At 69.3% G+C, this 24,858-nt stretch carries 27 protein-coding genes; 7 read left to right on the top strand and 20 right to left on the bottom strand.

Features of this window, described 5'->3' with window-relative positions:
* Positions 1-31: 31 nt before the first annotated feature.
* From ACFWQC_RS23255 to ACFWQC_RS23190, 14 genes are all read right to left on the bottom strand, one after another.
* On the bottom strand, positions 32-805 hold the full coding sequence (locus ACFWQC_RS23255) for an ABC transporter ATP-binding protein (RefSeq protein ID WP_378683535.1): 774 nt from the start codon (positions 803-805) through the stop codon (positions 32-34).
* Entirely contained in the window at positions 802-1,566 is a 765-nt protein-coding gene (locus ACFWQC_RS23250) for an ABC transporter ATP-binding protein (RefSeq protein WP_378683532.1), read from the bottom strand. Before ACFWQC_RS23250 ends, ACFWQC_RS23255 begins: the two co-directional genes overlap by 4 nt.
* A complete protein-coding gene (locus ACFWQC_RS23245; protein ID WP_378683529.1) occupies positions 1,566-2,570 on the bottom strand; it encodes a branched-chain amino acid ABC transporter permease in 1,005 nt (334 codons plus the stop codon). Before ACFWQC_RS23245 ends, ACFWQC_RS23250 begins: the two co-directional genes overlap by 1 nt.
* On the bottom strand, positions 2,567-3,445 hold the full coding sequence (locus ACFWQC_RS23240; protein WP_378683526.1) for a branched-chain amino acid ABC transporter permease: 879 nt from the start codon (positions 3,443-3,445) through the stop codon (positions 2,567-2,569). Before ACFWQC_RS23240 ends, ACFWQC_RS23245 begins: the two co-directional genes overlap by 4 nt.
* Entirely contained in the window at positions 3,442-4,623 is a 1,182-nt protein-coding gene (locus ACFWQC_RS23235; RefSeq protein WP_378683523.1) for an ABC transporter substrate-binding protein, read from the bottom strand. The genes ACFWQC_RS23240 and ACFWQC_RS23235 overlap by 4 nt, the downstream gene beginning before the upstream one ends.
* 173 nt (positions 4,624-4,796) lie before the next feature.
* Positions 4,797-5,591 (bottom strand): IclR family transcriptional regulator, encoded by a 795-nt coding sequence (locus ACFWQC_RS23230; protein WP_378683520.1) that lies wholly within the window; start codon positions 5,589-5,591, stop codon positions 4,797-4,799.
* A gap of 55 nt (positions 5,592-5,646) precedes the next feature.
* The gene (locus ACFWQC_RS23225) at positions 5,647-6,381 is read right to left on the bottom strand and encodes a class II aldolase/adducin family protein (RefSeq protein ID WP_378683518.1); all 735 of its coding nucleotides are present in this window, start codon (positions 6,379-6,381) and stop codon (positions 5,647-5,649) included.
* Positions 6,378-7,607 carry an NAD(P)/FAD-dependent oxidoreductase gene (locus ACFWQC_RS23220; protein ID WP_378683515.1) on the bottom strand — a complete coding sequence of 410 codons (1,230 nt, stop codon included), beginning with the start codon at positions 7,605-7,607 and terminating at the stop codon, positions 6,378-6,380. The genes ACFWQC_RS23225 and ACFWQC_RS23220 overlap by 4 nt, the downstream gene beginning before the upstream one ends.
* Positions 7,604-7,801 (bottom strand): ferredoxin, encoded by a 198-nt coding sequence (locus ACFWQC_RS23215; RefSeq protein WP_378683512.1) that lies wholly within the window; start codon positions 7,799-7,801, stop codon positions 7,604-7,606. Before ACFWQC_RS23215 ends, ACFWQC_RS23220 begins: the two co-directional genes overlap by 4 nt.
* Before the next feature lie 29 nt (positions 7,802-7,830).
* The gene (gene hcaB, locus ACFWQC_RS23210) at positions 7,831-8,634 is read right to left on the bottom strand and encodes a 3-(cis-5,6-dihydroxycyclohexa-1,3-dien-1-yl)propanoate dehydrogenase (protein WP_378683509.1); all 804 of its coding nucleotides are present in this window, start codon (positions 8,632-8,634) and stop codon (positions 7,831-7,833) included.
* The gene (locus tag ACFWQC_RS23205; RefSeq protein WP_378683506.1) at positions 8,631-8,960 is read right to left on the bottom strand and encodes a hypothetical protein; all 330 of its coding nucleotides are present in this window, start codon (positions 8,958-8,960) and stop codon (positions 8,631-8,633) included. The genes hcaB and ACFWQC_RS23205 overlap by 4 nt, the downstream gene beginning before the upstream one ends.
* A gap of 7 nt (positions 8,961-8,967) precedes the next feature.
* Positions 8,968-9,555, bottom strand: a complete 588-nt coding sequence (locus ACFWQC_RS23200) for a 3-phenylpropionate/cinnamic acid dioxygenase subunit beta (protein WP_378683504.1) — start codon at positions 9,553-9,555, stop codon at positions 8,968-8,970.
* Positions 9,552-10,979 (bottom strand): aromatic ring-hydroxylating dioxygenase subunit alpha, encoded by a 1,428-nt coding sequence (locus tag ACFWQC_RS23195; RefSeq protein ID WP_378683501.1) that lies wholly within the window; start codon positions 10,977-10,979, stop codon positions 9,552-9,554. Before ACFWQC_RS23195 ends, ACFWQC_RS23200 begins: the two co-directional genes overlap by 4 nt.
* 271 nt (positions 10,980-11,250) lie before the next feature.
* A complete protein-coding gene (locus ACFWQC_RS23190; protein ID WP_378683498.1) occupies positions 11,251-11,928 on the bottom strand; it encodes a TetR family transcriptional regulator in 678 nt (225 codons plus the stop codon).
* A 68-nt stretch (positions 11,929-11,996) separates the two neighbouring features.
* Here ACFWQC_RS23190 and ACFWQC_RS23185 point away from each other — a divergent pair, with 68 nt between their 5' ends.
* The gene (locus tag ACFWQC_RS23185; protein WP_378683495.1) at positions 11,997-12,848 is read left to right on the top strand and encodes a 3-hydroxybutyryl-CoA dehydrogenase; all 852 of its coding nucleotides are present in this window, start codon (positions 11,997-11,999) and stop codon (positions 12,846-12,848) included.
* A 29-nt stretch (positions 12,849-12,877) separates the two neighbouring features.
* On the top strand, positions 12,878-14,041 hold the full coding sequence (locus tag ACFWQC_RS23180) for an acyl-CoA dehydrogenase family protein (protein WP_378683492.1): 1,164 nt from the start codon (positions 12,878-12,880) through the stop codon (positions 14,039-14,041).
* A gap of 24 nt (positions 14,042-14,065) precedes the next feature.
* Here the strand turns inward: ACFWQC_RS23180 and ACFWQC_RS23175 are convergent, their stop codons facing one another.
* The 3 genes from ACFWQC_RS23175 to ACFWQC_RS23165 all read right to left on the bottom strand — a co-directional run bounded on the left by ACFWQC_RS23175 (position 14,066) and on the right by ACFWQC_RS23165 (position 16,417).
* Complete coding sequence (locus ACFWQC_RS23175; RefSeq protein WP_378683489.1) at positions 14,066-14,344, bottom strand: hypothetical protein; 279 nt, start codon at positions 14,342-14,344, stop codon at positions 14,066-14,068.
* A gap of 2 nt (positions 14,345-14,346) precedes the next feature.
* Complete coding sequence (locus ACFWQC_RS23170; RefSeq protein WP_378683487.1) at positions 14,347-15,624, bottom strand: sensor histidine kinase; 1,278 nt, start codon at positions 15,622-15,624, stop codon at positions 14,347-14,349.
* A 76-nt stretch (positions 15,625-15,700) separates the two neighbouring features.
* The gene (locus ACFWQC_RS23165; protein WP_378683484.1) at positions 15,701-16,417 is read right to left on the bottom strand and encodes a response regulator transcription factor; all 717 of its coding nucleotides are present in this window, start codon (positions 16,415-16,417) and stop codon (positions 15,701-15,703) included.
* A gap of 182 nt (positions 16,418-16,599) precedes the next feature.
* Between ACFWQC_RS23165 and ACFWQC_RS23160 the strand changes: the two genes are divergently transcribed.
* From ACFWQC_RS23160 to ACFWQC_RS23145, 4 genes are read left to right on the top strand one after another with little or no spacing between them, the layout of a single operon-like run.
* Positions 16,600-17,667 (top strand): AAA family ATPase, encoded by a 1,068-nt coding sequence (locus ACFWQC_RS23160; RefSeq protein ID WP_378683481.1) that lies wholly within the window; start codon positions 16,600-16,602, stop codon positions 17,665-17,667.
* On the top strand, positions 17,664-18,617 hold the full coding sequence (locus tag ACFWQC_RS23155; protein ID WP_378683479.1) for a DUF58 domain-containing protein: 954 nt from the start codon (positions 17,664-17,666) through the stop codon (positions 18,615-18,617). The genes ACFWQC_RS23160 and ACFWQC_RS23155 overlap by 4 nt, the downstream gene beginning before the upstream one ends.
* Before the next feature lie 16 nt (positions 18,618-18,633).
* A complete protein-coding gene (locus ACFWQC_RS23150) occupies positions 18,634-19,641 on the top strand; it encodes a VWA domain-containing protein (protein WP_378683476.1) in 1,008 nt (335 codons plus the stop codon).
* A 21-nt stretch (positions 19,642-19,662) separates the two neighbouring features.
* Positions 19,663-20,730 carry a S1C family serine protease gene (locus ACFWQC_RS23145; protein WP_378683473.1) on the top strand — a complete coding sequence of 356 codons (1,068 nt, stop codon included), beginning with the start codon at positions 19,663-19,665 and terminating at the stop codon, positions 20,728-20,730.
* 18 nt (positions 20,731-20,748) lie between these two features.
* Here ACFWQC_RS23145 and ACFWQC_RS23140 read toward each other — a convergent pair whose 3' ends face one another.
* On the bottom strand, positions 20,749-21,654 hold the full coding sequence (locus ACFWQC_RS23140; protein WP_378683470.1) for a DMT family transporter: 906 nt from the start codon (positions 21,652-21,654) through the stop codon (positions 20,749-20,751).
* Positions 21,655-21,760: 106 nt separating this feature from the next.
* Here ACFWQC_RS23140 and ACFWQC_RS23135 point away from each other — a divergent pair, with 106 nt between their 5' ends.
* A complete protein-coding gene (locus ACFWQC_RS23135) occupies positions 21,761-22,603 on the top strand; it encodes a LysR family transcriptional regulator (RefSeq protein ID WP_378683467.1) in 843 nt (280 codons plus the stop codon).
* Between the two features lie 25 nt (positions 22,604-22,628).
* On the opposite strand, the gene ACFWQC_RS23130 is transcribed toward ACFWQC_RS23135, so the two are convergent.
* On the bottom strand, positions 22,629-24,314 hold the full coding sequence (locus ACFWQC_RS23130) for an alpha/beta hydrolase (RefSeq protein ID WP_378683465.1): 1,686 nt from the start codon (positions 24,312-24,314) through the stop codon (positions 22,629-22,631).
* Positions 24,289-24,843 (bottom strand): LURP-one-related/scramblase family protein, encoded by a 555-nt coding sequence (locus ACFWQC_RS23125; RefSeq protein WP_378683463.1) that lies wholly within the window; start codon positions 24,841-24,843, stop codon positions 24,289-24,291. The genes ACFWQC_RS23130 and ACFWQC_RS23125 overlap by 26 nt, the downstream gene beginning before the upstream one ends.
* Positions 24,844-24,858: the final 15 nt, after the last annotated feature.

Genomic DNA, 24,858 nt, shown 5'->3' with positions numbered 1-24,858 from the left:
GCGACAGCGGTCGAGCTGGCCGGGCCGTGATTCAGTCGATCGGCTCGAAGATGCTCCTGGGGAGCACCGCACGGTCGGCGACCTCGACGGCCTCCTGCTCGACGCCGAGGTAGTGGTTGCTCACCTCGGGGTCGTTGAGCAGCGCCGGCGACGTGTCGGAGCGGACGACGACACCGTTCTCCATGATGACGCCGCGCTGCGATACCCCAAGGGCGGCACCGGCGTTCTGCTCGGCCAGGAGAACGCCGACGCCGCTGTCGGTCAACGTCGCGAGCACGCCGAGGATCTGCTCCACGATCTGCGGTGCGAGACCCAACGAAGGCTCGTCGAGCAGCAGGTACGCCGGTCGTCGCACGAGGGCTCTCGCGATGGCGAGCATCTGCTGCTGACCACCGGACAGGAGCCCTGCCGGCCGAGATGCGAAGTCACGCAGGATCGGGAACATCCCGAAGACCTGCTCGAAGCGCTCGTCGCGCTCATCGGCAGCGAGCCTCGTCCCGTGCAGACCGACCTGGAGATTCTGCTCGACGCTCAGATCCGCGAACACTTGGCGACCCGCTGGAACCAACGACGTCCCCAGACGAGTCCGCTCGGCGGCGGTGAGTCCTGTGACGTCATCGCCATCGAACGTGACACTGCCGGTGACGGCGCGGTGCACCCCGGAGATGCTGTGCAGCAGGGTGGTCTTTCCCGCACCGTTGGCACCGAGCAGCGCAACGACCTCGCCAGGTTCAACGCGCAGGTCCACCCCGCGCAGGACACCGACCCGGCCGTACCGGGCGGAGAGGTTCTTCAGCTCGATCATGATGCGACCCCCAGGTAGGCCTTGCGGACAGCGGCGTTCTCACGGACAGCACCCGGGATGTCGTCGGCGATCACCTTGCCGGCGTCCATCACCGTCACCTGGTCGCTGATCGCCAGCACCAACGACATGTTGTGCTCGATCAGCACCATCGAGACGCCGCCGTCGCGCACAGCGTGCAGGGCGTCGGCCAGCTCCCTGGTCTCGCTGTCGTCCAGGCCCGCGGCCGGCTCGTCGAGCAGCAGGAGCCTGGGCGCACCGGCGAGGCCACGCGCCACCTCCACCAGGCGCTGCGCACCGGCAGGCAGGTCAGTCGCCGGGCTGTCGGCGAAGCGGGTCAGCTCGAGGAAGTCGATCAGATCGTCGGCACGGGCTCCGAGCTCGCGCTCCTCCCTGCGGGTCCGCGGCAGTCGCAGAGCGTCGGAGAGGAACCGTGCTCTGGTGAAGCGGTAGGCCCCCAGCATGACGTTCTGCCGGACCGTGAGCATCGGCACCAGACGGGCCGACTGGAAGGTCCTCATCAGCCCGAGGGACGGCAGGTCCCGTGGCGAGCGTCCGACCAGTTGGTGGCCGGCGAAGTCGACGGTGCCCTCGTCAGGCTTGGTGAACCCGGTGACCAGGTCGAGCAGGGTCGTCTTGCCGGCACCGTTGGGGCCGATCACTGCGCGGATCGTGCCCTCCTGCACTTCCAGGTCGACACCTTGGACGGCGGCGACACCGCCGAAGCTGCGGCTCAGGCCGCGTACGGTCAACAGCGCATTCATCACTGCTCCTTCAAGTCAGCCGGGACACTGCGCCGAAGTCCGCGAGCAGCATTGCTGATCGCGCCCCACAGGCCGGCGGGGAAGTAGGTCATCACCACGATCAGGACCAGCCCGGCGAGCAACGGCACCCAGATCGAGAAGGTCTGTCCCATCTGCGGCACACCCTGGATCACAATCGCCCCGATCAGCGGGCCGAAGGCGCTGCGTGACCCGCCGATCGCCACCATGATGACGATGCTGAAGGCCACGGTGACCGTGATGATCTCCGGGGAGAAGAATCGCAGGTAGAAGGCGTACAGGCTGCCGGCCAGGGAGGCGGTGACCGCTGAGATCGCGAACGCAGTGGCCTTGTAGCGCGACCCGTTGATGCCGAGCATCCCTGCTGCGATCGCATCGTTGCCGACCGCCGCCAACGCTCGACCCGTCTGTGAGTTGCGCAGGTTCGTCGTGATCCATGCGGCGAGCCCGCCGAGCACGGCCAGCAGGTAGAAGTTCGCCTGGTCGGAGAAGACCTCGTAGCCGAACAGGTTCAGGCTCGGGATGTCGACCATGCCCGACGGGCCACCGGTGACGGCGATCCACGCGGTGCTCAAGGACGCGGTCGCGACGGCCAGCCCGAGCGTCGCCAGCGCGAAGTAGTAACCACGCAGCCGCAGGAACACCGCACCGAAGAGCAGCGCCAGGCCACCGCAGAACAGTGCCAGGACGATCGCAGCGAGCACGGTCGGCCAGTTCCATCTCAGTGTGAGCAGACCGGCGCCGTACGCACCGATCGCCATGAACAGGGTCTGGCCAAGCGAGACCTGTCCTGCTTGCCCGATCAACGGAGTCAGCCCGATGCAGGCCAGGTAGAAGATGCCGACAGTGACGAGCAGGCTCATCTGCGTCGGGATCAGGTAGGGCACCGCGACCACCAGCACGGCGCCGACCATCGCAAGACCGATCCGGGTGATGCGGCCGGACACTGCAACCCCTCGCGAGGGAGCCACCTGAGCGATACTCATCGACGCACCCTTTCCGGTGTCCCGAAGATGCCTTGCGGACGGACCACGAGCACCGCGACGAGCAGCGCGATCGCGGTCAGCTGAGCCAGGTCCGCATTCCAGTAGCGACCGAAGATGCCCTGGAGGAGGCCGAGCAGCAGACCACCGGTGACCGCACCGAGGTTGCTTCCCAGGCCGCCGACGACTGCGGCGATGAAGCCGGCCACGGCGTACGGGGTGACGGTGGTGAACTGGAGGAAGGTGATGGGGACGATCGTCACGCCTGCCAGGGCGGCCATCGCACCGGCGAGGGCGAAGGCCACCAGGCGCATTCGCTCGACCCGGATGCCCTGAAGCGCGGCCGCACCAGGATTGGAGGCAGTCGCGCGCATCGCCAGCCCGAGCTCGGTCCTGGTGAGCAGCAGCCAGAGCGCCGCGACCGACATGATCAGTGCACCGGCCAGCCAGAAGTACTGCGTGGGCAGGCTCAGTCCGACAACCTTGATCGGGGCGTCCCCGGTGAACGCCGGCATCGTGTAAGGAAGGTTGCCCCACACGAGCAGCAGCAACCCGCCCACCGCCTGGAGCATGCCGACCGTGACCAGCAGGAGGCGCTCCGGGGTGGCTCGCTTGGCAGCGGGCTGGATGATGACCTGGGCGACGCCAACCATGCCGACCGAGAAGATGACGACCACGATCGGCAGCGTGGCCAGCGGGCTGATGCCCAGCGAGCTCTGCAGCGATACCGCCGTGAGCGCGGCGAGCACGACGAAGCCGCCCTGGGCCAGGCTGATGATCCGGCTGATCGAGTAGATCACCGACATGCCCAGTGCGATCAGCGCGTACACGCACCCGTCGGCGAGGCCGCCGAGGATGGATTGCAGGTAGTCGTTCATTCGACGCCTCCGATGAACTCGAACCCGTCCTTCGTCGCCTGCACGATCGCGACGTCCTTCTCGCTCAGGCCGCGGTGGTCCTCGACGGAGAAGTTGTAGGTCCCGACGACACCGTCGAAGTCGCGGATCTTCTCCAGTTCCGCGCGTGCGTCCGCGGAGTCGCCCTCGGCACGCTCGAGCGCCTCGGCGACGAGGTAGACCGCGTCATAGGCAACGCCAGGGCCGAAGTCGGGTTGCTCACCGTGTGCCGCTGCGTACTCGTCGCGGTAGGACGCCTCGAGAGCCCGCACCTCGTCGTTCGGGTACTCCTCGGGATCCCAGAAGTCACGCGTGGCGGGGATCAGGAGTGGGTCGGGCAGGAAGTCTTCGACCCGTTCGACGAACGCGTAGGTGAGGTTTCCATCGGTGGTGGCGACGGGGACGTCCAGACCGACCTGGCCCATGCCCTTGAACGCGACGCCGGCACCGGCGCCGGTGGCCCACACCACCAAGGCCTGAGGCCTGTGCTTGGCGATCTGCTGGAGCTGCGCGGTGACCGAGACGGCGTCCGGGCTGAAGGTCGCCTCACCGGCCAGCACCATGCCGTCGGTCTCGGCAATGGCCTCCTTGGCAGAGACGGCGCCCTCGGCACCGGAGGAGTCGGTCTGGGTGAGCAGACCGATCCGAGTGATCCCCTGGTCCTTCCAGTAGTCGATCAATCGGCTGGTGAGGTCGTGCGTCGCAACGCTCGCCGACCACTGCCAACCGCCCGGCTCGGGCTTGAGCCCTGGCGAGAGGCAGTAGTCGATCACCTCAGCGCTCTCGGCCAGCGGCCCGATCGCCTTGCAGGGACCCGACGTCGACGGTCCTACGAAGGCACCGACGCGGCCGAGCATCTTGCGCGCCTGGAGCACCGCCTGCGACGGGTTGCTCTGGTCGTCGGCCGTGATCAGCTCGAGCTCGTGACCGTCGACTCCGCCGGCGGCGTTGATCTGCTTGACGGCCAGCTCCGCACCTCGTAGCTCACCGATGCCGAGCTGGCTGCCTGGTCCGGTCTGGCTGGTGATGAGACCGATCCGGTAGACGCCGTCATCTGCAGCAGCCGGGGAAGAACACCCGGAGAGCGCCAACGCGGCGGCCACTCCGAGCGGGCCGAGGCGGCGTGCCGTCGGGGCCTGCATCGCGGTCATCACACCCATAGCTTTTTCCTCTCTGAAGAAGTGCCCTCTGTTCTACAGTGATCGCCGTCACAGGTCAAGGGTGCTCAGGAGAGATTTGCCGTGGCCCCGATGCGGCGCGCAAATGCGTCGCACCCCGCCCGAGGACGGGGTGCGACGAGGGACAGCAGAGTGCGGACGAACGGGTCAGAGAGTCAGCTGAGGCTGGCAGTCAGCTCGACGGCCGCCGCCTGGACCATGCCCGCGAGCTCCTTCCGGCGCTTCACGTTCATTCGGCTGACCGGCGCGGAGATGTTGATCGCCACCGGAACCGGGGCGCCCGGGATGGCGACCGCCACCGACCAGACGCTCTCCTCGCTCTCCTCGTTGCTGATCGCATAGCCTCGGGCGCGAATGGTCTCCAGCTCCGCGAGCAGCGCGGACCGGGTCGCGACCGTGTTAGGGGTCAGTTGCCGCAACTCCTCCTCCGGGTACGCCGCGAACACCTGCTCCTCAGTGAGGGTCGCGAGCATGGCCTTGCCCGTGGAGGTACTGTGCGCCGGCATGGAGTCGCCGGCGCGCGACGTCACCCGGACCGCCCGAGGGCTCTCCAGAGAGCCCAGGTAGCGCACCGTCGTCCCCTCGAGCGTGCCCAGGTGCACCGTCTCACCGCTGCGTTCGTTGAGCCCCTCCATCACCGGCCGCGCCAGGTCGCGGACGTCGAGTCGGCGCAGGAGCGCGAAGGCGATCCGATCCAGCGAAGGGCCTGACTCATACGCCTTGGTGGCCGGATTCTGCCGAACGAAGCCGCGGTACTGCAGCATCGCCAGCAGCCGGTGGGCGGTGGAGGAGGCGACCTCGAGATACTGGCTGGCCTCGGTCAGGCGCAACGAGCGGCGATCACTGAGCAACCACAGCAGGCGAAGCGCGTTATCGACCGACTCGATGGGGTACTGCGGCGCGTCGGAGTGGACTGGAGCGGGCGGGAACGCGTCGATGGCTGCTGTCACGGTTTCACTCTAGTGGTCCTTCTGGGTGACTCGGCTCGACACTTGTGCCCGGCGCTCAGCCGACGATCCCCGCCCTCGCCAGCTCGTGCCGCCACGCCGTCTCGGTGTTGAACCCTGTTCCGAGATCAGGAAGCTCAGCCATGTCCTCCTCGGGAAGGTCCACCAGCGTTCCTCCCGACGCGGTGACCTGGATCGCCAGGCCGGCGATGGTGTCGACGCTCAACGCCTGCAGCACCGCCTGCTCGACGGTCATAGCGGCGCTGGTGAGCCCGTGCCCACGCAGCACGACGACGGGGCGCTCCCCCATCGCCGCCACCATCTCCACACCCAGCCGCTCGTTACGGATGAGCACACCTCGGGGATACACAGGCACGCCACCGGCCGCCAGCCGGGTGCCCGGGATGTCGAAGGCCCCCACGATCGGTCGGATCGCGATCCCGGCGAGATCCGCGACCACCACGCGCGGTGGATGCGCGTGCACGACCGAGACGACATCGGGGCGAGCGCGCAGGACCGCGGTGTGCAGGGGCAGCTCGTTGGGCACGGAGTGCTCCTCGAGCTCTCCCTCCGCGGCAGGCTCGCCGTCGAGGGTGACCAGCCGGACGTCATCCGGTGTGGTCCAGCCCAGACCGCGCTCCTGCTGACCGCGGCACCGGACCAGGACCTGGCCATCGCCCACGCGGAGGCTGATGTGGCCGAGGATCCCGTCGGCGAGCCCCCGCTCGGCCAGCACCCGGCAGGCTTCGGCGATCAGCTGCCGCTCGGCCCGGTACGTCGCAGGGGCACTCATGCTCCGGCTCCGTCCGTCGCAGGAGCCGGGCGGAGCCTGTCGGCAACCTCGGCGAACGACATCCGTGAGGCCAAGGCCTTGCGGGTTGCCACCAGGGCCTTGGGCCAGTTCACGACCGCAGCACCCATCAAAGTGCCGTCGGCGTCACCGTAGAGGACCGCGAACCCACGCCCTCCGGCGACCTCTTCGCGGACCACCGCGCCTGCGTGGCGCCCGACCACCTGGGCCTTCCAGTCGTACTGGTCCGTCCAGACGTACTCCGCACAGGCATAGGAGCGCAGATCGTCCGGAGCGACGACGTTGTGGGCGACGCAGACGGCCTGATCAACGGCGTTGGTCCAGTGCTCCACTCGGACGTACCTGCCACTGGGCGGATCGAACCACCGGCAGACATCGCCGACGGCGAAGACGCCCTCCACGCCCCGAGCCCGGAGGAACTCGTCGGTGACGACGCCGTCGTCGACCTTCAAGCCCGACCCGTCGAGCCACCCCGTGTTCGAACGGGCGCCGATGCCGACGACCACGACACCGGCGGCGAGTGCCGTCCCGTCGGTGAGGTGGACGGTCAGGTCCCCCCGCGTGCCCTCGACAGCGTCGACCCCGACGCCGAAGTGACAGTGCACGCCACGGTCCTCGTGCAGTGCTGCGAACCGCTGGCCGACGTCGGCCTCGAATCCGCGGCCCATGGGCGTGGCTGCCAGATCGACCAGATGGACCTCGTGGCCGAGCTCGCGGGTAGTCGCGGCCACCTCTGCTCCGACGAACCCGCTGCCGATGACCACTACCGGCCCACCTAGATCCAGATCAGCCCGCAGGGCGGCCGTGTCGGCGAACGTACGAATGACGTGGATGCCTTCGCGCCGCCCCCAGGGGCCCGGGTCGGCGGTCGCACCGGTCGCGATCACGAGGTGGTCGTAGGACTCCGTCGACCCGTCGGCGAGCTCGACCCTGCGCGCGAGGGAGTCGAGGCTGGTGACCGCGACGCCGAGCCGTAGCTCGACACCAAGATCGGCGGCCTTCTCGGCCGTCAACAGCCGGATGGCTGCGAGCTCCGACTTCCCCGACAGCAGCCCCTTCGACAGGGGCGGCTTGTCATAGGGCAGCTCCGCGTCCCGGTCGACGAGCAGGATCTCGCCGTCGTATCCCTCCGCACGCAGAGCCTGCGCCGTCCGCACTCCGCCCACCGAAGCCCCGACGATGACGGTGCGCGGCACCACGGCGGTCATTCGTCCTCCAACCACAGCGCGGAGACGGGGCAGCTGCGGGCCGCCTCCTCCACTCGGGCCCGGTCGGACTCCTCGACCGCGCTCTTCAGCAGCACCACGACGCCGTCGTCGTCGAGGTCGTAGACGTCGTCGGCCGCGACGACACAGTTGGCATAGCCCTGGCATGCCTCCAAGTCGGCCATGATCTTGGCCATCCTGGCTCCCTTCTCCTCGTCTGCTCTTCTCAGCGCTTCACGGCGATGCCGCCGTCGGGGTGGACCACGTCTCCGGTGATGCCGCGGGCACGGCCCGAGGCCAGGAACACATAGCTCCAGGCGTGGTCGGTGCCGCTGAGCGCCACCCCGAGCGGGACCCGACCGGCGAGCTCCTTCTCGCGTCCCGGAGTGTCATCCAGGCGCTTGTCGTTGAGCCCGAGGCTGCCCAGCCCCCGCAGATCGGTGTTGAGGGTGCCGCCTGGAGCGACCCCGTTGACCCGGATCTTCTTCTCGGCCAGCTCATGGGCCAGCGAGGTCACCGCGCCCCGGACGGCGAACTTCGACGAGACGTAGAGGATCCCGCCGCGACCTGGATAGTAGGCAGAGGTCGACTCGGTCAGGACGACCGACGCCTCGCCATGGTCCCGGCCGGCCTCCTCCAGCGCCGGCAGAGCCGCCTTGACCGACATCAGGTGCGACTTCACGTTGATGCTGTACATCTCGTCGAAGGCCGAGTCCAACACGTCTGTGTCGAGGTCGCCGATGCCCTTGTAGAAGTCGAAGATGCCGACGCAGTTGACCAGGACGTCGAGGCCACCGAACGCGTCCACCGCCGCGCCGACCGCCTCCTCGTTGGCAGCGAAGGTGGTGGCGTCTCCGACGACGACCGGCATGTCCGGGTACACCGCGGAGATCGCCGCGCACTTCTCCTTCGACAGCTCGAGCACCGCGACGCGAGCCCCTTCATCGAGGAAGGCGTCGACAACGGCACGACCGATGCCGGAGCCGGCGCCGACCACCAGGGCTCGCCGACCCTCCAGCCACCCGCTCATTCGTCCTCCGGAGCGTCGGCGATCAACGGAGCCGCGATGTTCCCGACCATGGCAGCCAAGGTGGCCTCGTTCTGCCAGGTCAGGGCCTCGAGCTCCAACGGATCGAGGGTGATCCACTGGCCGGACTTCGGAGAGTCGATGAAGAGCCGTGCACCGTTACGGGTGTTGATGCGCACCACCCGGATCTCCGAGAACTCGTTGGCGATCACGATCGGATCTCCGACCGCGAGCTCGAGAAACTCCGCGCGCCGTCGTCCGGCGACAGCTGCTGCGGCGCGGTCCTCGGACTCGCCCTCCCACTCGAGGTGGGGTCGCTTGTTGGTCATCATGTCCTCACAGGAAGATGGCGAGGTTCTGCGTACGCAGAACCGACTCGTCGACGGCCAGATGGCGGCGGGCCAGGAGCCAGCCGTCACCGTCCTTGCGGAGAAGGTCGCGGCGACCGGCCGACACGATCGCCGGCTCGTTGACGTCGCCTCGGCTGCGGAAGAGCAGGGTGGCCGACTCGACGATGAGCTCGTCGTCCTTGTCCGTCGCGAAGGTGCGTACGTTCGTCACGAAGTGACGCAGCCGTGAGGGCGGGTCCTCGGTCCAGGCGTGCTCGGTCTCGAAACGGGCGACACGGCGGGAGAGGGAGTACTTGTTCTCGTCGAAGTGCGCCATCGCCGGCGCCGTGTCATACCCGGCACCGAGAGCGGTCGTCACCTTGACCGGCATGTAGTAGTGGATGTCGTCGGCGAGGATGGTCAGCCAGTCCTGGTACCGCTGCTCATCGAGGATGTAGGCCTCTTCCACGATCCAGCGGTGGGCCGCGAGATGACGAGGGTCGTCGAAGGCGAGGCTCTCGCCGATCTTCTCGGTCTTCGAGGCGTATCCGCCGAGGGGCGAGCGGCTGGCGTCGATGGGATAGTGCGTCGTCATCGGACCTGCTCCCCACGGTTGCCCTGGTGGCCGTGATCCCCACGGATGACGCCGCCGATGTTGATGTCCGCGGCCTTCTCGGGCTCGCGCTCGAGGTAGTCGGCCCACTTGTTGAGCAGGTTGCGCTGGCCGTACTCGCCGTAGCCGACGTACGCCGTCCCAGGACCGGCGAACTGCTCCGCGGTGAGTGCGGGGACCACCTCGGAGCCGTCCATCTTCATGCCCATCCGCGAGTTGAGGTGCAGGCGCCGGGCCATCGATCCGGCTGCGGTGTTGGTCAGGGAGACCCAGTTCTCGACGTCGTCCTGCTCGAACATGCCGCTGGAGCCGAAGCACATCAGGTACGCCTTGTACGAGAGCGCCTTGAACTCCTCGGGTGCGTTCTTGTCGACGAGGAACCAGGAGAGGACCTCGGTCTCGTTCTCGCTGATCGGCTGCCATTGACGCAGCGAGATGAAGGGCAGCACCTCGTCCGCGCTCTCCGGGTCGGCGTCCTCGACCTTGGGCCAGTTGTGCACCAGGGAGATGTTCGGGAAGATCGACGCGGCGGAGATCATGAACCCGTCCCGGCCGATCACATCGAGCTGGTCCTGGCTCCAGACCTCCTTCATCCGCTCGATCATCTCGGCCGGGTAACCGACATAGGCGAGTCGCTCCTCGAGGCTTCCCTGCGGAAGCTTGTACGTCGTGCCGCCGCCGCTGGTGGCCCAGTAGGTGTTGCCGTCCTTCCGCCGCTCGGCCTTGGGCTCGCGGAACAGGCCGATCTCCACGACCGAGGTGTGTGTCTGCGGGGTGTGGTACATGTCGCCGACGAAGTTCTCGGCGCCGATCTTCCAGTTCGCCTTCACCCGCCAACGCTGCGGACCACGCACCTCGACGCCGTCTGCGCTCTGCCTGATGTAGTAGTCCAGGTAGAACTTGAAGTCGCCGAGGAACTCCTCGAGCGGCTCGGCTTCGGGGTCCAGGCTGATGAAGATCAGGCCGTTGAACGTGTCCATGCTCGGGGCGGGGAGAAGGGTCTGCCCCTTCTTCTTGAACCCCTCCTCGCCGCCGTACGCCTCCTGATGGAAGGGCAGGCCGAGGATGCGGCCATCGTTGCGGTAGCTCCAGCCGTGGTAGGGGCACCGGAAGTTGGAGGCGTTGCCCATCTCCGCGCGACACACCTGCATGCCGCGGTGCAGGCACATGTTGAACATGACATGGACCTCGCCCTTGTTGTCGCGGGACACGATGAACGAGTCGTCCAGGACATGCCGGACGACGTAGTCGCCGACGTTGGGAATCTCGGACTCGTGGGCGACGAACATCCAGGAGCGATTGAACAGACGCTCCTTCTCCAGCTCGAAGATCTCGCGGTCGTTGTACACATGCGCGGGGATCATGCCCTCGCGCACGGCTTCGAACACCGCTGTCTGGTCTTCCATCAGCACTCCTCCGTGGCCTCTGTCTTTCAGAGATTAATTCTGCAAGAAAGAAATACAGAAGGCAAGGGCCGAGACGTCCGCGGCCGAAGAAGTCAGACGGCCACCCCGACGGGCAGCCGCAGTCCGATCGAGCTCCGTCGCGATCCGCGCCGCGCGCGAATTCGCCAGGGCAGGCTGCCGCACGGCCCACCGGCGGACCGATCCGGACGAGGCGTACGCGCTCGTCCTGGCCAACGAAGAGCGCGACCGCCGGCCGGGCGGTGGACTCAGCTCACAGCGCGTCGTTGTCGAGCAGGGGCTGCAGCTGCGCCTGGATGGCGGCGGGCGTTGCGGAGGTGCGTAGAACGACCACGGCGGTGGACGGCTCGAGCCCTGAGGGCTGATAGCGCTCGAGGGCGACGCGCATGGCCTGGTCGAACTCGCTCTCCGGGTCGGAGGTCTGGTCCCGGAGCCAGCGTCGGAGCACATAGTTGTGGGCGGTCACGAGGTCGGCGGCCAGGAGATCGGCGCGCAGATGCCCGTCAGGCAGGTGGGACATCCACTCCCGGAGCCAGCGCGCGAACAGCCGCTGGTACTGCTGGATCCCACCCGTCTCACGGGCACGGAGGGCGGGCACCGAGCCGACCAGGCGGTAGCGCGCACGCGCCAGCTCCCCCTCGTCCAGGTAGTGACGCAGCACGACCCGAGTGGCCTCGCTCAGCGCGAGCGCTCGCGTGGCCGGGGTCGCGGCGGCCAGACGCTGGTCGATGCGATCGAGCAGCTGGTCGTGCTCGGGGAAGATCACGTCGTCCTTGGACCCGAACGCGCGGAAGAAGGTCGTACGCCCGACGCCGGCGCGCCGCGCGATGTCTTCGGCGGTCGTCGCCTCGAACCCTCGTTCCTCGAACAGTTCGAATGCGGCGGCGACCAGCCGGTCCTTCGTCGTCGCTGATCGAGGCTTCTCGCTCATGACCTGAACCTACTTGTTGGTACGCCGTTCCGTCTATAAGGTACGGCGTACCAACAAGGAGGCTGCACATGAACGGGTTCAACCACATCGGCGTCGTCGGCGCGGGACTGATGGGCGCAGGCATCGCCGAGGTCGCCGCGCGCGCCGGCAAGGACGTCGTCCTCATCGACGCCAACCCGGCTGCCGCCGAGGCCGGCCACGACCGCCTCCGGGCCTCCCTCGAACGGGCAGAGCAGCGCGGGAAGATCACCGACGCCGCCGAGGTGCTGAAGCGCATCACCGTCAGCAGCGACCTCGAGGCACTCGCCGATCGCGATCTGGTCATCGAGGCGATCGTCGAGGACGAGGCCGCCAAGACGACGCTGTTCACCCGGCTCGACGCCATCGTCACCGACCCCGAGGCCGTGCTGGCCTCCAACACCTCCTCCATCCCCATCATGAAGCTCGCGGTCGCCACCAAGAGGCCCGCGCAGGTGATCGGGCTGCACTTCTTCAACCCGGTCCCCGTGCTCTCCCTGGTGGAGATAGTGCCCAGCCTGCTGACCGCGCAAGACACCGCCGATCGGGTGCGTAGGTTCGTCGAGGAGGACCTCGGCAAGCACCCCATCGACTCCCAGGACCGGGCCGGCTTCGTGGTCAACGCGCTGCTGATCCCGTTCGTGCTCTCCGCGATCCGGATGCTGGAGTCCGGGTTCGCGACCGCCGAGGACATCGACCAGGGCCTCGTGCGCGGCGCGGCCCACCCCCAAGGACCGCTGGCGCTCGCGGACCTGATCGGGCTGGACACGACCAAGGCCGTGGCCGAGTCGCTCTACGAGGAGTTCAAGGAGCCGCTCTACGCCCCGCCGCCGCTCCTCGCGCGCATGGTCGACGCCGGCCTGCTGGGCCGCAAGACCGGCCGCGGCTTCTACCACTACTGACCTATCGACACCTCTAGTCAGGAGGCACCATGACCGACGACTTTCCCTACCTCGAGCTCGCCGACCACCACCTCGACCTGCGCGAGGCCGTGCGCGCGATCGCGGCGAACAAGATCGCTCCGTACGCCGCAGAGGTCGACGCCGCCGCCAGGTTCCCGACCGAGGCCTACGACGCGCTTGTCGCCTCCGGCCTCCACGCGGCCCACGTGCCCGAGGCGTACGGTGGCGAGGGCGCCGATGCCCTGGCGACCTGCATCATCATCGAGGAGATCGCCCGCGTGTGCGCCTCCTCCTCCCTGATCCCCGCGGTCAACAAGCTCGGCAGCCTCCCGCTCATCCTGGCCGGCTCCGAGAGCCTCAACCAGCGCTATCTCCCACCGCTGGCCGCAGGCACCTCGACGTTCTCCTACGCCCTGTCCGAGCGCGAGGCCGGCTCCGACACCGCCTCCATGAAGACCCGCGCCGTCCTCGACGGCGACAACTGGGTGCTGAGCGGCCAGAAGTCGTGGATCAGCAACGCCGGCATCTCCGACTACTACACCGTCCTCGCCGTCACCGACCCCGACGGCCGGCGCGGATCCAACGTGAGCGCCTTCGTCGTGGAGAAGAGCGACGAGGGGTTCACCATCGGCGCCCCCGAGAAGAAGCTGGGCATCAAGGGCTCCCCCACCTGCGAGCTGATCTTCGACGCCGTCTACCTGCCCGGCGACCGCATCATCGGCGAACCCGGCACCGGCCTCCAGCTCGCGCTGCGCACCCTGGACCACACCCGCATCACCATCGCCGCCCAAGCCGTCGGCATCGCCCAGGGCGCCCTCGACCACGCCTTGGCCTACGTCCAGGAACGCCAGCAGTTCGGCAAGCACATCGCCGACTTCCAGGGGATCCAGTTCATGCTCGCCGACATGGCCATGAAGCTCGAGGCCGCCCGCCAGCTCGTCTACATCGCCGCCGCCAAGTCCCAACGGCACGCCAGCGACCTGCCGTTCTTCGGAGCAGCCGCCAAGTGCTTCGCCAGCGACACCGCCATGGAGATCACCGTCGACGCCGTCCAGCTCCTCGGCGGCGCCGGCTACACCCAGGACTTCCCGCTCGAGCGCATGATGCGTGACGCCAAGATCACCCAGATCTACGAAGGCACCAACCAGATCCAGCGCCTCGTGATGGCACGCCAGCTGCTCGGGAAGCGGTAGCCGCGCGCCGCTGGCGACCTCGGCTCAGCTCGCCCAGCAGTCGTCCCACGTCTCGTCCGTCGGGTCGTCGGCGTACGTCGTCGACCAACGGGCTTCCTCGACCGTCTCGACCGTCTCGACCGTCTCGACCGTCTCGACCGTCTCGACCTTCTCGACCGTGCCGTAGTAGGTCGTCGGCTTGGTGGGAGGCGTCGGCGCCGGGTCCACCTGGACCGTGACGTTCATGCAGGCGCTGGTGACGGCTCCGAGCAGAACCACGGGGGCGAGACCTCGTACGCCGCGCCACGTCGATGCTGTTCTCATGCTCACTCCTCAAAGGGTCGGTCCGTGCGCCGCCCCAGCAGCGGGTCACCTTCGGGTGGCGAGTCGGTGCGCCCGGCGGAACGGTTCATGGCGTGGTCGGGGAGCCAGAGCACGAAGGTGCTGCCGGCCCGCCCGTGGCTGACCAGCACGAGCCGGCCCTCGTGGCTCTCGGCGATCTGGCGGGCGATGGAGAGACCGAGGCCGGACCCGTCGGTGACCACGTCGTCGCCGGACGTACCGTTCCCTCGGTAGAACCGGTCGAAGACGCGTTCCTGGTTCGCCTCGTCGATCCCGGGTCCCTCGTCGGCGACCGCGGCCCAGGCCCAGCCGTCGCGGCTGCCCATGCCGACCGTGAGGGTGGAGCCGGCCGGGGCGAGCCTGACCGCGTTGGACAGCAGGTTGGCCATGACGCGCTGCAACGCGTCGGGGTCGCCGACGACGACCGGCCCGCCATGGCTGCGCTCGACCACGCTGAGGCCGCGTGCCTCCGCCGGCAGCCGGTACTCCCGAACGGCAGCGGTGACGGCTCCGGCCAGGTCGACCTGACGGTCGGTGAACGCCTCCGAGCGGCTGCGGGCGATGGCCAGCAGGTCCTCGAGGAGGCGGCGCATCCGGCGGGTGGCCTGGAGAACGACCAGGCTGGCCTCGCGCCGTTCGGGGATCGTGGAGCGGTCGTTGGCGAGGACGGCCTCGACGTTGGTGTGAATGAGGGAGACCGGGTTGCGCAGCTCGTGGGAGACGTCCTCGACGAACCGGCGCTGGTCGGAGAACGCCCTGTCGAGACGGGCGAGCATGGAGTCGATCGTGTCGGCGAGCGTACGCAGCTCGTCGTGCGGTCCGGTCGCGCCGATGCGCCGGGTGAGGTCGGAGGCGTTGATCTCCTGGGCGGTGCGGGTGATCGCACCGACCGGCCGCAGCGACCGCCCGGCCACCCACCAGCCGATCGCCAGGCTGAGGACGAACATCACGATCAGCGCGATGATCGAGTAGTTGCGCAGCGTCTGGAGCGAGGCGTAGTTGACCGCCTCCTGGACATCGGCGAAGTCCGCGGCCTGGAACTCCTGCCCCGGCTTGTAGACGATGTGGCCGTCCTCGGTCTCGAACTTCTTGACCGTCACCGGGTCCAGCGGCGCCGCGCTGATGCTGCTGGAGAGCGCCAGGTAGACCCCGGCGAGCAGCAGCGCGGTCACCCCGAACAGGAGCGAGGAGTACGTCAGGGTCAGCCGCATCCGCACCGTGCGGAGCCATCGTGGCACCAGCCGACCGAGGCGCTCACTCATGCCGCCGCCTCCGTAGAGAACGGCGGAGAATACGGAAGCGGCGGCCTGAGGCCTATTGTCGTTTGCTGACGCTCACTCATGCGGTCGCGCCCTGGTCCAGCTCGGGCAGGTCGCGGAGCCGGTAGCCGCGACCGACGACGGTCTCGAGCGCCGGAGCCTCCTCGCCGACGGTGAGCTTGCGACGCAGGGTGCCGACGGTGACCCGCACGGTCTGGGTGAACGGGTCGGCGTTCTCGTCCCACACGTGCTCCAGGAGCTCCTCGGCCGAGACGATGTACGCGGGCCGCGTCATCAGGTAGCGCAGGACCGAGAACTCCTTGAGCGTCAGCCCGAGCTCCCGGTCGCCGCGCCGGGCCAGCTGCCGGGCGGTGTCGAGCCGGATCGGCCCGTGCGTCAGGACGGCGGAGCCATCGCTGCTCGGCCGGCGCAGCAGCGCGCGCAGCCGCGCGGTCAGCTCGGCCAGCTCGAACGGCTTGGTCAGGTAGTCGTCAGCTCCGACGTCGAGGCCGCGGACCCGGTCGTCGAGGCGGTTGCGGGCGGTGAGCATCAGGATCCGCGGGGCGTCCTCGCCGGGGATCTCCAGATCCCCCGTACGCAGCGCCGCGGCGACCTCGAAGCCGCTGCCGTCGGGCAGGTTGATGTCCAGGACGACGAGGTCGTAGGCGTTCACGGCGAGCTTCTCCAGCGCGTCGGCAACCGATCCGGCCCCGTCGACGGCGTACCCCTCCCGCTGCAGCGCGACCCGCAGGGCGCTGACCAGGCCCGCCTGGTCCTCGACGATCAAGACCCTCACGCTCAAGAACGGTAGCGCGTAGCCGGGCCGTCGCCCATGCACAGGACGTAATCGCCCGGTATCGGTTCCGTCCAGCTCTTTCGGATCGCTTTCGGTGCCGTTTCCGCTGGTTTTCGCCCTTCTTCGATGTGATCGGTGCTCAGCAGAGCCATCCAGGACACAGCCAGCCAGGGAGGTCCCCCATGTGGGAGCCAGAGCAGAAGCAGCCGATCACCGAGCCGATCCGGTCCGACATCGGGACCACTGCCGTCCTCGAGCGGGTGCTGTTCGAGGTCAAGCGCGTCGTCGTGGGCCAGGACCTGATGATCGAGCGGATGCTGGTCGGGCTGCTCGCCCGTGGCCACGTGCTGCTCGAGGGTGTGCCGGGTGTCGCCAAGACCCTGGCCGTACGCACCCTCGCCGACGTCGTCGGCGGCTCGTTCGCCCGGCTCCAGTTCACCCCGGACCTGATGCCCTCCGACATCGTCGGCACCCGGGTCTGGCGCCCGTCGGCGGAGCAGTTCGACACCGAGCTGGGACCGGTCTTCGCCAACCTCGTCCTCGCCGACGAGATCAACCGGGCGCCGGCCAAGGTGCAGTCGGCGCTGCTGGAGGCGATGGCGGAGCGCCAGGTCAGCATCGGAGGCACCAGCCACCGCCTGCCCGACCCGTTCCTCGTCCTCGCCACCCAGAACCCGATCGAGAACGACGGCGTCTACCGGCTGCCCGAGGCCCAGCGCGACCGCTTCCTGCTCAAGGTCGACGTCGGCCACGTCGACGAGCTCGAGGAGATGACCATCATCCAGCGGATGGGCACCCATCCGCCGCGTGCCGAGCAGATCCTCGACGCCACCGCGCTGCGGCACCTGCAATCACGAGCGGACCAGGTCTTCGTCCATCACACCGTCGCGCAGTACGCCGTCAAGCTCGTGATGGCGACGCGTACGCCGCACGCCTACGGGCTCCGCCACCTCGAGGGCCTGCTGGCCTACGGCGTCAGCGCCCGCGGCAGCCTCGGCCTCATCACCGCAGGTCGTGCCCTGGCACTGCTGCGCGGGCGCGACTACGTGCTGCCCGGCGATGTCGCCGACCTGGCCGGCGACATCCTGGCCCACCGGCTGGTGCTCACCTTCGACGCCGAGGCCGACGGGGTCGATCCCCGCGCCGTCGTGGACGCCGTCCTCGCCGTCGTCCCGCAGCCGCGGGCGACGCCGAGCGACGACGACTCCGAGACCGCCGAGCCGACGCCCGATGCGGAGCTGGCCTCGTGAACCCGGCACGGCGCTCGCCCGACGGCGCCTTCCGACGCCTGGACCTGACCGTCCAGCGCCGGGTGAGCGGACTGCTCCAGGGCGAGACGGCCGGGCTGCGGCTGGGGCCGGGCAGCGACGCCGAGGAGCTGGTCCCTTACTCCCCCGGCCATGATGTACGCCGCATCGACTGGAACGCCACCGCCCGCCTGGGCGACCCGCACGTCTGGCTCACCCAGGCCGAGCACGAGCTCGAGACCTGGGTCCTGGTCGACCGCACCCCCAGCATGGCCTTCGGGACCGCGCTCGCCGAGAAGGTGGAGGTCGCCGAGGCGACCGTCTCCGCGATCGGCATCGTGGCCGACGGCCCCGGCAACCGGGTCGGTCTCGGGATCCTGGATGCCGGCGGCGTACGTTGGCGCCCGCCCACCACGGGTCGCCGGGTCGCCCGCCGGCTGCTGACCTCGGAGCCACCGTCGCCGCGTACCGGCGCCGCGGCAACACGCGGCGTCACCTTCGCAGCGGCACTGGTCGAGCTCGGCCGGCGCGCCCGGATCCCGGGGCTGCGGGTGATCGTGTCCGACCTGCTGCCCGCGGACGGGACCTGGGAGCGGCCCTTCGACTGGGAGCCGCCGCTGCGGCGGCTCACCGCACGCCATGACGTGATCGTCGTCGAGATCGTGGACCCTCGCGAGCTCGACCTGCCCGCCGTCGGCCACGTCACGATCCTCGACCCGGAGACCGGCCGTCAGCACGAGGCCGACACCTCAGACCCGCGGCTGCGGGCGGCGTACGCCGAGGCGATGGGGTCGCTGCGCGACCACAACACGGAGGCCGTCCGGGCCGCCGGTGCGGACCACCTCCGGGTCTCCACCGACGACGACTGGGCACGCCTGCTCATCCGCCTGCTGCGCCGCCGGGCACGCCATCCCCGACCGGCCCGCTCACGCGCGGCCACGGCCACCCACTGATCGGAAGGAGCCCGCGATGAGACTCACCCAGCCCCTGTTCCTGCTCGCGCTGGTCCCGGTCGCCCTGCTCGCCATCGGCTACCTGGTGATGCAGCGCCGTCGGATCAAGTACGCCCTCCGGTTCGCCACCGCGCCCATGCTCGAGCGCCTCGTTCCCCACCGTCCACGCTGGCGCCGCCACCTCGCCGCCGGCCTGGTCGTCGGGGCCTTGGCCATGCTGGCGGTCGCCACCACCCAGCCCCAGGTCCGGGCGCAGGTGCCGTACGAACGCGCCACGATCCTGGTCGCCATCGACACCTCCGCCTCGATGTCGGCCGAGGACATGCCGCCCAACCGTCTCGAGGCCGCCAAGTCGGCCGCCGTCGAGTTCATCGACCAGTTGCCGCCGCGCTACAACGTCGGGCTCGTCAGCTTCTCGAGCAGTGCCCGCGTCGTCTCCAGCCCGACCACCGATCATGCTCTGGTCGCCCGCAGCATCGAGGGCCTCGGCCCGCCCGACGGTGGCACCGCCATCGGCGAGACCGTCTTCTCCTCGGTCAACGCCCTGCGGCAGGTCCTGGACGAAGCCGCCTCGGCAGGTCCGTCCGCCTCACCCTCGCCCTCGCCCGACGGCTCCGAGGACGACACCGACGAGAGCGGCTCCCCGGCCCATCTCGTACTCCTCTCCGATGGCGGCAACTCCGCAGGTCGCAACCCGGTGGCCGCGGCCGAGGCCGCCAGTGAGGCGGGACTGCCGGTCTCGACGATCGCCTACGGGACCGAGGGCCCCAGTGCCGCTCTGCCCGGCGGACAGTCGGTCGAGGTCCGCGAAGACACGCTGCGCGAGCTCGCCGACACGACCGGCGGCGAGTTCTACCGCGCCTCCAGCGCCGACGAGCTGCGCGAGGTCTACGACGACATCGGCACCCTCGTCGGCTACCACGTCGAATACCGCGAGATCACCGTCTGGATCGTCATCGGCGCCATGGTCCTCGCCTTCGTCGCCGCCGCGCTCTCGCTGCGCTGGTTCGCCCGGCTCATCTAGGCACTCCGGAAAGGCACTCTCGTGAACGACACCGCATCGGCCGGGCCCGGCCTCGGCCGCCCCACCGGACCCCAGCAGTGGACCGTCTCGGCGCCACCCGCCCGCGCCCTCCGTCCGCTCCAGCCCCCGCCACCACCCCCGATCCGACCAGTCGCACCCACGCCGGCACCACCGGCCGCGCCGAGCCCGACCCCCCTGTCGGCGCCCCCTCCGGCGCGACGTGTGGTGCGTGACCGCTACGGCAGGGTGCGGCTGGTCGCCCAACCCGGATCCCTCGCTGCGTCCTCTCCACAGGACCGGCCGGCGGGCACCCACGCGGAGCCACCCGCCGCGCTGGCCAGGCGTCCACGACGTACCCGAACCGTCACGCTCACCCTGGCGGCGGCCGTCGTCGCGGGTGCGGCGACCAGCGGCGCGATCACCCTCATCGCTCCCGACCGTGAGCCCGGCGCAGGCACCATCGCCGCGCCGGCTCCAGCACCTCAGGGCGGGACACAAGGAGGGGCGCCGACCAACGCCACCGAGGCCGCTGCCCAGCGCATCCTGCCCAGCGTGGTGCAGGTCCGCGCGGGCCGTGGCACCGGCTCCGGGGTCGCCATCGACGGCGTCGGCCACGTGGTCACCAACGCCCACGTCGTCCAAGGCTCCGACTCGGTGAGCCTTGTCCTCGCCGACGGCAGCACCACCTCGGGCCGCGTCATCGGCAGCGACGAGCGCAACGACATCGCGGTGATCGCCACCAACCCCAATGCCGTACGCGCCGCCACCATCGGCCACAGCGGCAACCTCCGGATCGGACAGCCCGTGATCGCCGTCGGCTCGCCCCTCGGCCTCAACGGCACCGTCACCTCCGGCATCATCAGCTCACCCCACCGCTCCTCCGGATCGAGGCCCGAGATGATCCAGACCGACGCCGCCATCAACCCCGGCAACTCCGGCGGCCCCCTGGTCGACCTCCAGGGCCGCGTCGTCGGGATCAACACCTCCATCGCCACCCTCGGCGGCCCCAGCGGCAACATCGGCATCGGCTTCGCGGTTCCCATCGACCGCGTACGCACCGTCGCACAGAGCCTGATCAGCCAGGGCTGAACGCGAAGGCGGGACGGCTCACCGCAGGAGCGTCGTCTCCGCGGCGCTGTGTGGAGTCTCGTCAGCCGGGCCAGACGGACCGCGGACTCCGGCACGCTCTGCTCCGACGCCGGCCGCGACCACGAGCCCGATCCCGAATACCGCGACGAGGTTGGGCACCTGATGGAGAGCGAAGAACCCGATCACCAGCGCGAGCGCCGGCTCGAGCGCCATGAGCGTCCCGAAGGCACCGGCGGTGAGGCGACGTAGCGCCAGCATCTCCAGGGCGAAAGGCACCACCGGCACCAGAAGGGCCAGCCCCAGGCCGGCGAGCACCAGCTCCGGGGTGAGCTTTCCCACGATGCCAGGTCCGACCACGATGGTGGCGACGACCGCCGCGACCGGCATGGAGATGGCGAGGCCGCCGATGCCGCTGACCGCATCGCCGATCTTCTGGGTCAGCAGGATGTAGGACGCCCAGCACACGGCCGCACCCAGAGCGAAGGCGACACCGACCGCGTCCACGGTGCCGTCCCATGGTTGGGTCAGGCACAGCACGCCACCGGCTGCCACGAGCGCCCATGCCCGGGCGATGCCGCGGCTGCGGACGACGGCCACCCCGAGCGGCCCCAGGAACTCCAGCGCGGCGGCCGTGCCGAGCGGAAGCCGGCTCAGAGCCGCCATGAACAGCAGGGTCAGCCCGGAGGTGACCACGCCGAGAGCGACACCGGCCAGCAGCGTCTCGCGCCCGAACGCCGAGGGACGCGGCCGGACGAGGACAAGAAGCAGCACAGCCGCCCAGAACAGGCGCAGCCAGGCAACACCCGCCGGACCGAGCTGGTCGATCAGACCCACCGATGCCGCGAGACCCAGCTGGACACAGAGCATGGCCGCCATTGCCATGGGGGCACCGGCACGGGCAGAGCGTGGAGCTGTGGTGGTCATGCCATCCAGTCGACCCGATGAGATCCGTTCATGTCCACGTGACATTTCTGGACATTACGTTCGTAGATCCTAAACAATTGGTCCTGTGGACGTGCGTCGGCTCCGGATGTTGCTCGAACTCTCTCGCCTCGGCTCGATGCACGAGGTCTCCGCCGAGGTCGGCACCAGCACATCCAGCGTGTCCCAGGCCATCGCGGCGCTCGCACGGGACGTCGGCACAGACCTCATCGAGCCCGATGGCCGGCGCGTACGCCTCACTCCGGCAGGCCACCGTCTTGCCGATCACGCCGTCACGATCCTGGCGGCGGTCGATGCCGCCCGTCTCGACCTCGACCCGGACGCGGAGCCGGTCGGCGTGCTCAGGGTGGCCGGCTTCGCCACCGCGATCCGGCGCTCCCTCATGCCCGCGATCGACGGTCTCCGGCACGCTCACCCCGGCCTCGAGGTGCGGGTGCACGAGCACGAACCGCCCGAGGCCCTGGCCCTGCTCGCGCGCGACGACGTCGATCTTGCCCTTGTCTATGACTACAACGTCGCCCCCGCCTCCTGGCGCAGCGACCACGACACCGTGGCGCTGTGGGAGGTCGAATGGGGCCTCGGCGTGCCGACGCAGGAGCCTCGTGCTCCGCTCGCGACCTATGCCGACCGGGACTGGATCGTGAACTCGCGTCACACCGCCGACGAGGAGGTGCTGCGCACGCTGGCGTCGATGGCCGGATTCACTCCCCGAGTCGTCCACCGCGTCGACGCCCTGGAGCTCGTGGACGATCTCATCCTCGCGGGTCACGGACTCGCGTTGTTGCCGCGAGGACGCACCTCACGCCGTGGCGTCACCGTGCGGCCCTTGACCGACCCCAGAGTGCGACTGCGCGGATATGCCGTGACTCGCCGAGGGCGCGACCGGTGGCCGCCTCTACGTGCAGTCCTGAACCGCCTGCCTCAGGTCTGACCAGGAGACCTGGCAACGCCATGCCTCATCTCAACCACGCCCGGTCACCGATCACCACGGCCAGCTGGTCGGTGCGCTCATCGGACCAGCCCGGGGGCGACAGGATCTCCGCCCAGGCGTACACCGGGGCGGTACCGAACTGGTGGCCCTGCCCGCTGGGCACAGAGTTGGCGGAGAACTGGTCGACACCCAGCTGCAGCATCGTCACCCCGGGGATCCAGCGTACGTTCGGGGAGACGTCGCGGCCGCGCTCCTCCTCCAGCCAGTCAGGGCGCTCCAGCGCCAACGACGGCGACCACCAGGTGATCGGGTCGTTCGCGTGCTGGAGATACCCGATCCGGGTGCCGTCCCAGGCCCCGGGCAGGTCCCACTCCTCGGGCTGGTCGGCGAAGCGTACGATCTCGCCGTCGTCCAGGATCGGCAGCACCTGGGGGGTGCCCGGCTCGCGTTCCTCGGTGAACCGGCTCCAGAGTCGGTTGTCGGCGGTCGGGCCCACGAACAGGGCGCCGTCGGTGCGGGTCGCGAGATCCTGAGCCCCACTGAAGGCGGCCTCGCCGCCGAAGCTGCCCAGGCTCTCCCCGCTCACCACCAGCAGCGGACGTTCGGCCTCGGGGATCTCCAGCCAGCGTCCGTAGACGGCGTCGAAGAGCGCCAGGCCGGCATCCTGTGCACGCTGGCGGTCCAGGACGAAGGACATCCAGCTCGGGAGGTAGGAGTACTGCAGGCTGACCGTCGCCGTGTCGCCACCCCACATGAACTCCAGCGCCTGGGCCTGGTTCTCGTTGACCCAGCCTCTGCCCGTGCCGGTCACCACGTTGATCACCGCGCGGTCGAAGCCGCCGAGCGCGTCGAGCTCAGCCACGGCGGCCTGCGCCTCGTCGCGGATGTCGACGCCTTCGGGGCCGGCCCCGATGTAGGCGCGCACCGGCTGCCGGGCAGGCTCCTGGGTGAACGCACCGATGTCCGCGGCGGTCGGCGCGCTCGCGATGAAGACCCGTCCCTGGCGGCCCAGGTCATCCCATGCCTGGGACGAGGCCGGGCCGGCCGTGAGCTCGGGCTCCGTGGGCGCGGGTACGTCGGTCCTGAACTCCTCGTTGATCGCGGCGAAGCTCGAGTCGAGCGCTCCCAACAGCCGGTTGCCGCCCACCCCGATGGCCAGCTCGTAGATCAGGACCGCAGCGATCAGGCCGCCGATGACGGTGGACGCGGCAGCGGGAAGGAAGCGGCCGACGAACCGGCCGATCGAGCCGCCCAGCGCCCTGATCCCCCGCGACAATGCCAGGAGCAGCGCGAACAGGACCACGGCGATCAGCACGGTGAGCACCAGATGCCATACGCCCACCCGGTCGACCTCGACGAGGTCGCGTACCTCGTTCTCCCACCGCAGCGACAGGCCCAGCACGATCAGGGTGCCGACGCCGGCGACACCGGCGAGGACGCGCCATGCGATCACCCGTGCCCGGCCCGTCAACCGGGCACCGCAGCTGCGGACCAGCCATCCGGCCAACGCGCCGGCGCCGTAGCCGGCAAGCATGCACAGCGCGGTGAGCAGCGCCTGGAAGAGCGCTGTCCGCGGCATCAGTGAAGGGGTCAGCGACGCCCAGAGAAGCACCATCGTGCCGGCCGTCGCGGCGAACGGCGCTCGCAGCTGCCTTCGCAACCGCTTCCGCAGCACGTCGACCGCGTCACTTCTCGGGATGGACCATCGCATCGACCGCGACGGTCACGGCCAGGACGAGGGCTGCGTCCTCGCCGGGCGCGACCTCGACACCGTAGGTGTCCCGGATGCGGAACCACTTCTTGGACACTTCGGCGATCTTGCGTCCGTCGGCCTCGATGTCGTACTCGTGGTCGACGATGTTGCCCTGGACCGTCCAGTCCTCGCCGTGCTCGCGGTCGACCTTCCAGCGGTCACGCAGGGGCGAGATGAGCGCCTTGTGCACGAGGGCGAGCTTCTTGCCGTCAGCGTCCTCGATCGCCATCGAGTCCCGGATGTGCAGGACCCTGGTCTGGATGCGGCAGATCTTGTTGCCGTGGGCGTCCTCGAGATCGAACGTGTCGCGCAGCCGCAACGCCTTGCCGTCGACACGGAAGACCCGCTCGCCGTCCTCGTTCTCGATCCAGTAGTCGTCACCGATGGAGATCATCTTCTGGCGCATCTGGAAGCGGTGGGCGCTCCCGCCGCGCCCGAAGGCCTCGCGTTCCTCTTGACGCTTCTCGCGTCGGTCTCGAAAGCCCATCATTGTCTCCCTTCA

The organism is Nocardioides sp. NPDC058538 (assembly GCF_042719275.1).
Taxonomy (GTDB): Bacteria; Actinomycetota; Actinomycetes; order Propionibacteriales; family Nocardioidaceae; genus Nocardioides.
Note: the sequence above shows the minus strand (reverse complement) of the source record. Positions and strands in the feature narration are given on the sequence as shown.

Excerpts from the sequence above, each read along its gene's own strand:
- ACFWQC_RS23255 (WP_378683535.1), bottom strand. The coding sequence starts at position 805 with ATGATCGAGCTGAAGAACCTCTCCGCCCGGTACGGCCGGGTCGGTGTC.
- ACFWQC_RS23250 (WP_378683532.1), bottom strand. The coding sequence starts at position 1,566 with ATGAATGCGCTGTTGACCGTACGCGGCCTGAGCCGCAGCTTCGGCGGT.
- ACFWQC_RS23245 (WP_378683529.1), bottom strand. The coding sequence starts at position 2,570 with ATGAGTATCGCTCAGGTGGCTCCCTCGCGAGGGGTTGCAGTGTCCGGC.
- ACFWQC_RS23240 (WP_378683526.1), bottom strand. The coding sequence starts at position 3,445 with ATGAACGACTACCTGCAATCCATCCTCGGCGGCCTCGCCGACGGGTGC.
- ACFWQC_RS23235 (WP_378683523.1), bottom strand. The coding sequence starts at position 4,623 with ATGGGTGTGATGACCGCGATGCAGGCCCCGACGGCACGCCGCCTCGGC.
- ACFWQC_RS23225 (WP_378683518.1), bottom strand. The coding sequence starts at position 6,381 with ATGAGTGCCCCTGCGACGTACCGGGCCGAGCGGCAGCTGATCGCCGAA.
- ACFWQC_RS23220 (WP_378683515.1), bottom strand. The coding sequence starts at position 7,607 with ATGACCGCCGTGGTGCCGCGCACCGTCATCGTCGGGGCTTCGGTGGGC.
- ACFWQC_RS23215 (WP_378683512.1), bottom strand. The coding sequence starts at position 7,801 with ATGGCCAAGATCATGGCCGACTTGGAGGCATGCCAGGGCTATGCCAAC.
- hcaB (WP_378683509.1), bottom strand. The coding sequence starts at position 8,634 with ATGAGCGGGTGGCTGGAGGGTCGGCGAGCCCTGGTGGTCGGCGCCGGC.
- ACFWQC_RS23205 (WP_378683506.1), bottom strand. The coding sequence starts at position 8,960 with ATGACCAACAAGCGACCCCACCTCGAGTGGGAGGGCGAGTCCGAGGAC.
- ACFWQC_RS23200 (WP_378683504.1), bottom strand. The coding sequence starts at position 9,555 with ATGACGACGCACTATCCCATCGACGCCAGCCGCTCGCCCCTCGGCGGA.
- ACFWQC_RS23195 (WP_378683501.1), bottom strand. The coding sequence starts at position 10,979 with ATGGAAGACCAGACAGCGGTGTTCGAAGCCGTGCGCGAGGGCATGATC.
- ACFWQC_RS23190 (WP_378683498.1), bottom strand. The coding sequence starts at position 11,928 with ATGAGCGAGAAGCCTCGATCAGCGACGACGAAGGACCGGCTGGTCGCC.
- ACFWQC_RS23185 (WP_378683495.1), top strand. The coding sequence starts at position 11,997 with ATGAACGGGTTCAACCACATCGGCGTCGTCGGCGCGGGACTGATGGGC.
- ACFWQC_RS23180 (WP_378683492.1), top strand. The coding sequence starts at position 12,878 with ATGACCGACGACTTTCCCTACCTCGAGCTCGCCGACCACCACCTCGAC.
- ACFWQC_RS23175 (WP_378683489.1), bottom strand. The coding sequence starts at position 14,344 with ATGAGAACAGCATCGACGTGGCGCGGCGTACGAGGTCTCGCCCCCGTG.
- ACFWQC_RS23170 (WP_378683487.1), bottom strand. The coding sequence starts at position 15,624 with ATGAGTGAGCGCCTCGGTCGGCTGGTGCCACGATGGCTCCGCACGGTG.
- ACFWQC_RS23160 (WP_378683481.1), top strand. The coding sequence starts at position 16,600 with ATGTGGGAGCCAGAGCAGAAGCAGCCGATCACCGAGCCGATCCGGTCC.
- ACFWQC_RS23150 (WP_378683476.1), top strand. The coding sequence starts at position 18,634 with ATGAGACTCACCCAGCCCCTGTTCCTGCTCGCGCTGGTCCCGGTCGCC.
- ACFWQC_RS23140 (WP_378683470.1), bottom strand. The coding sequence starts at position 21,654 with ATGACCACCACAGCTCCACGCTCTGCCCGTGCCGGTGCCCCCATGGCA.
- ACFWQC_RS23135 (WP_378683467.1), top strand. The coding sequence starts at position 21,761 with ATGTTGCTCGAACTCTCTCGCCTCGGCTCGATGCACGAGGTCTCCGCC.
- ACFWQC_RS23130 (WP_378683465.1), bottom strand. The coding sequence starts at position 24,314 with ATGCGATGGTCCATCCCGAGAAGTGACGCGGTCGACGTGCTGCGGAAG.
- ACFWQC_RS23125 (WP_378683463.1), bottom strand. The coding sequence starts at position 24,843 with ATGGGCTTTCGAGACCGACGCGAGAAGCGTCAAGAGGAACGCGAGGCC.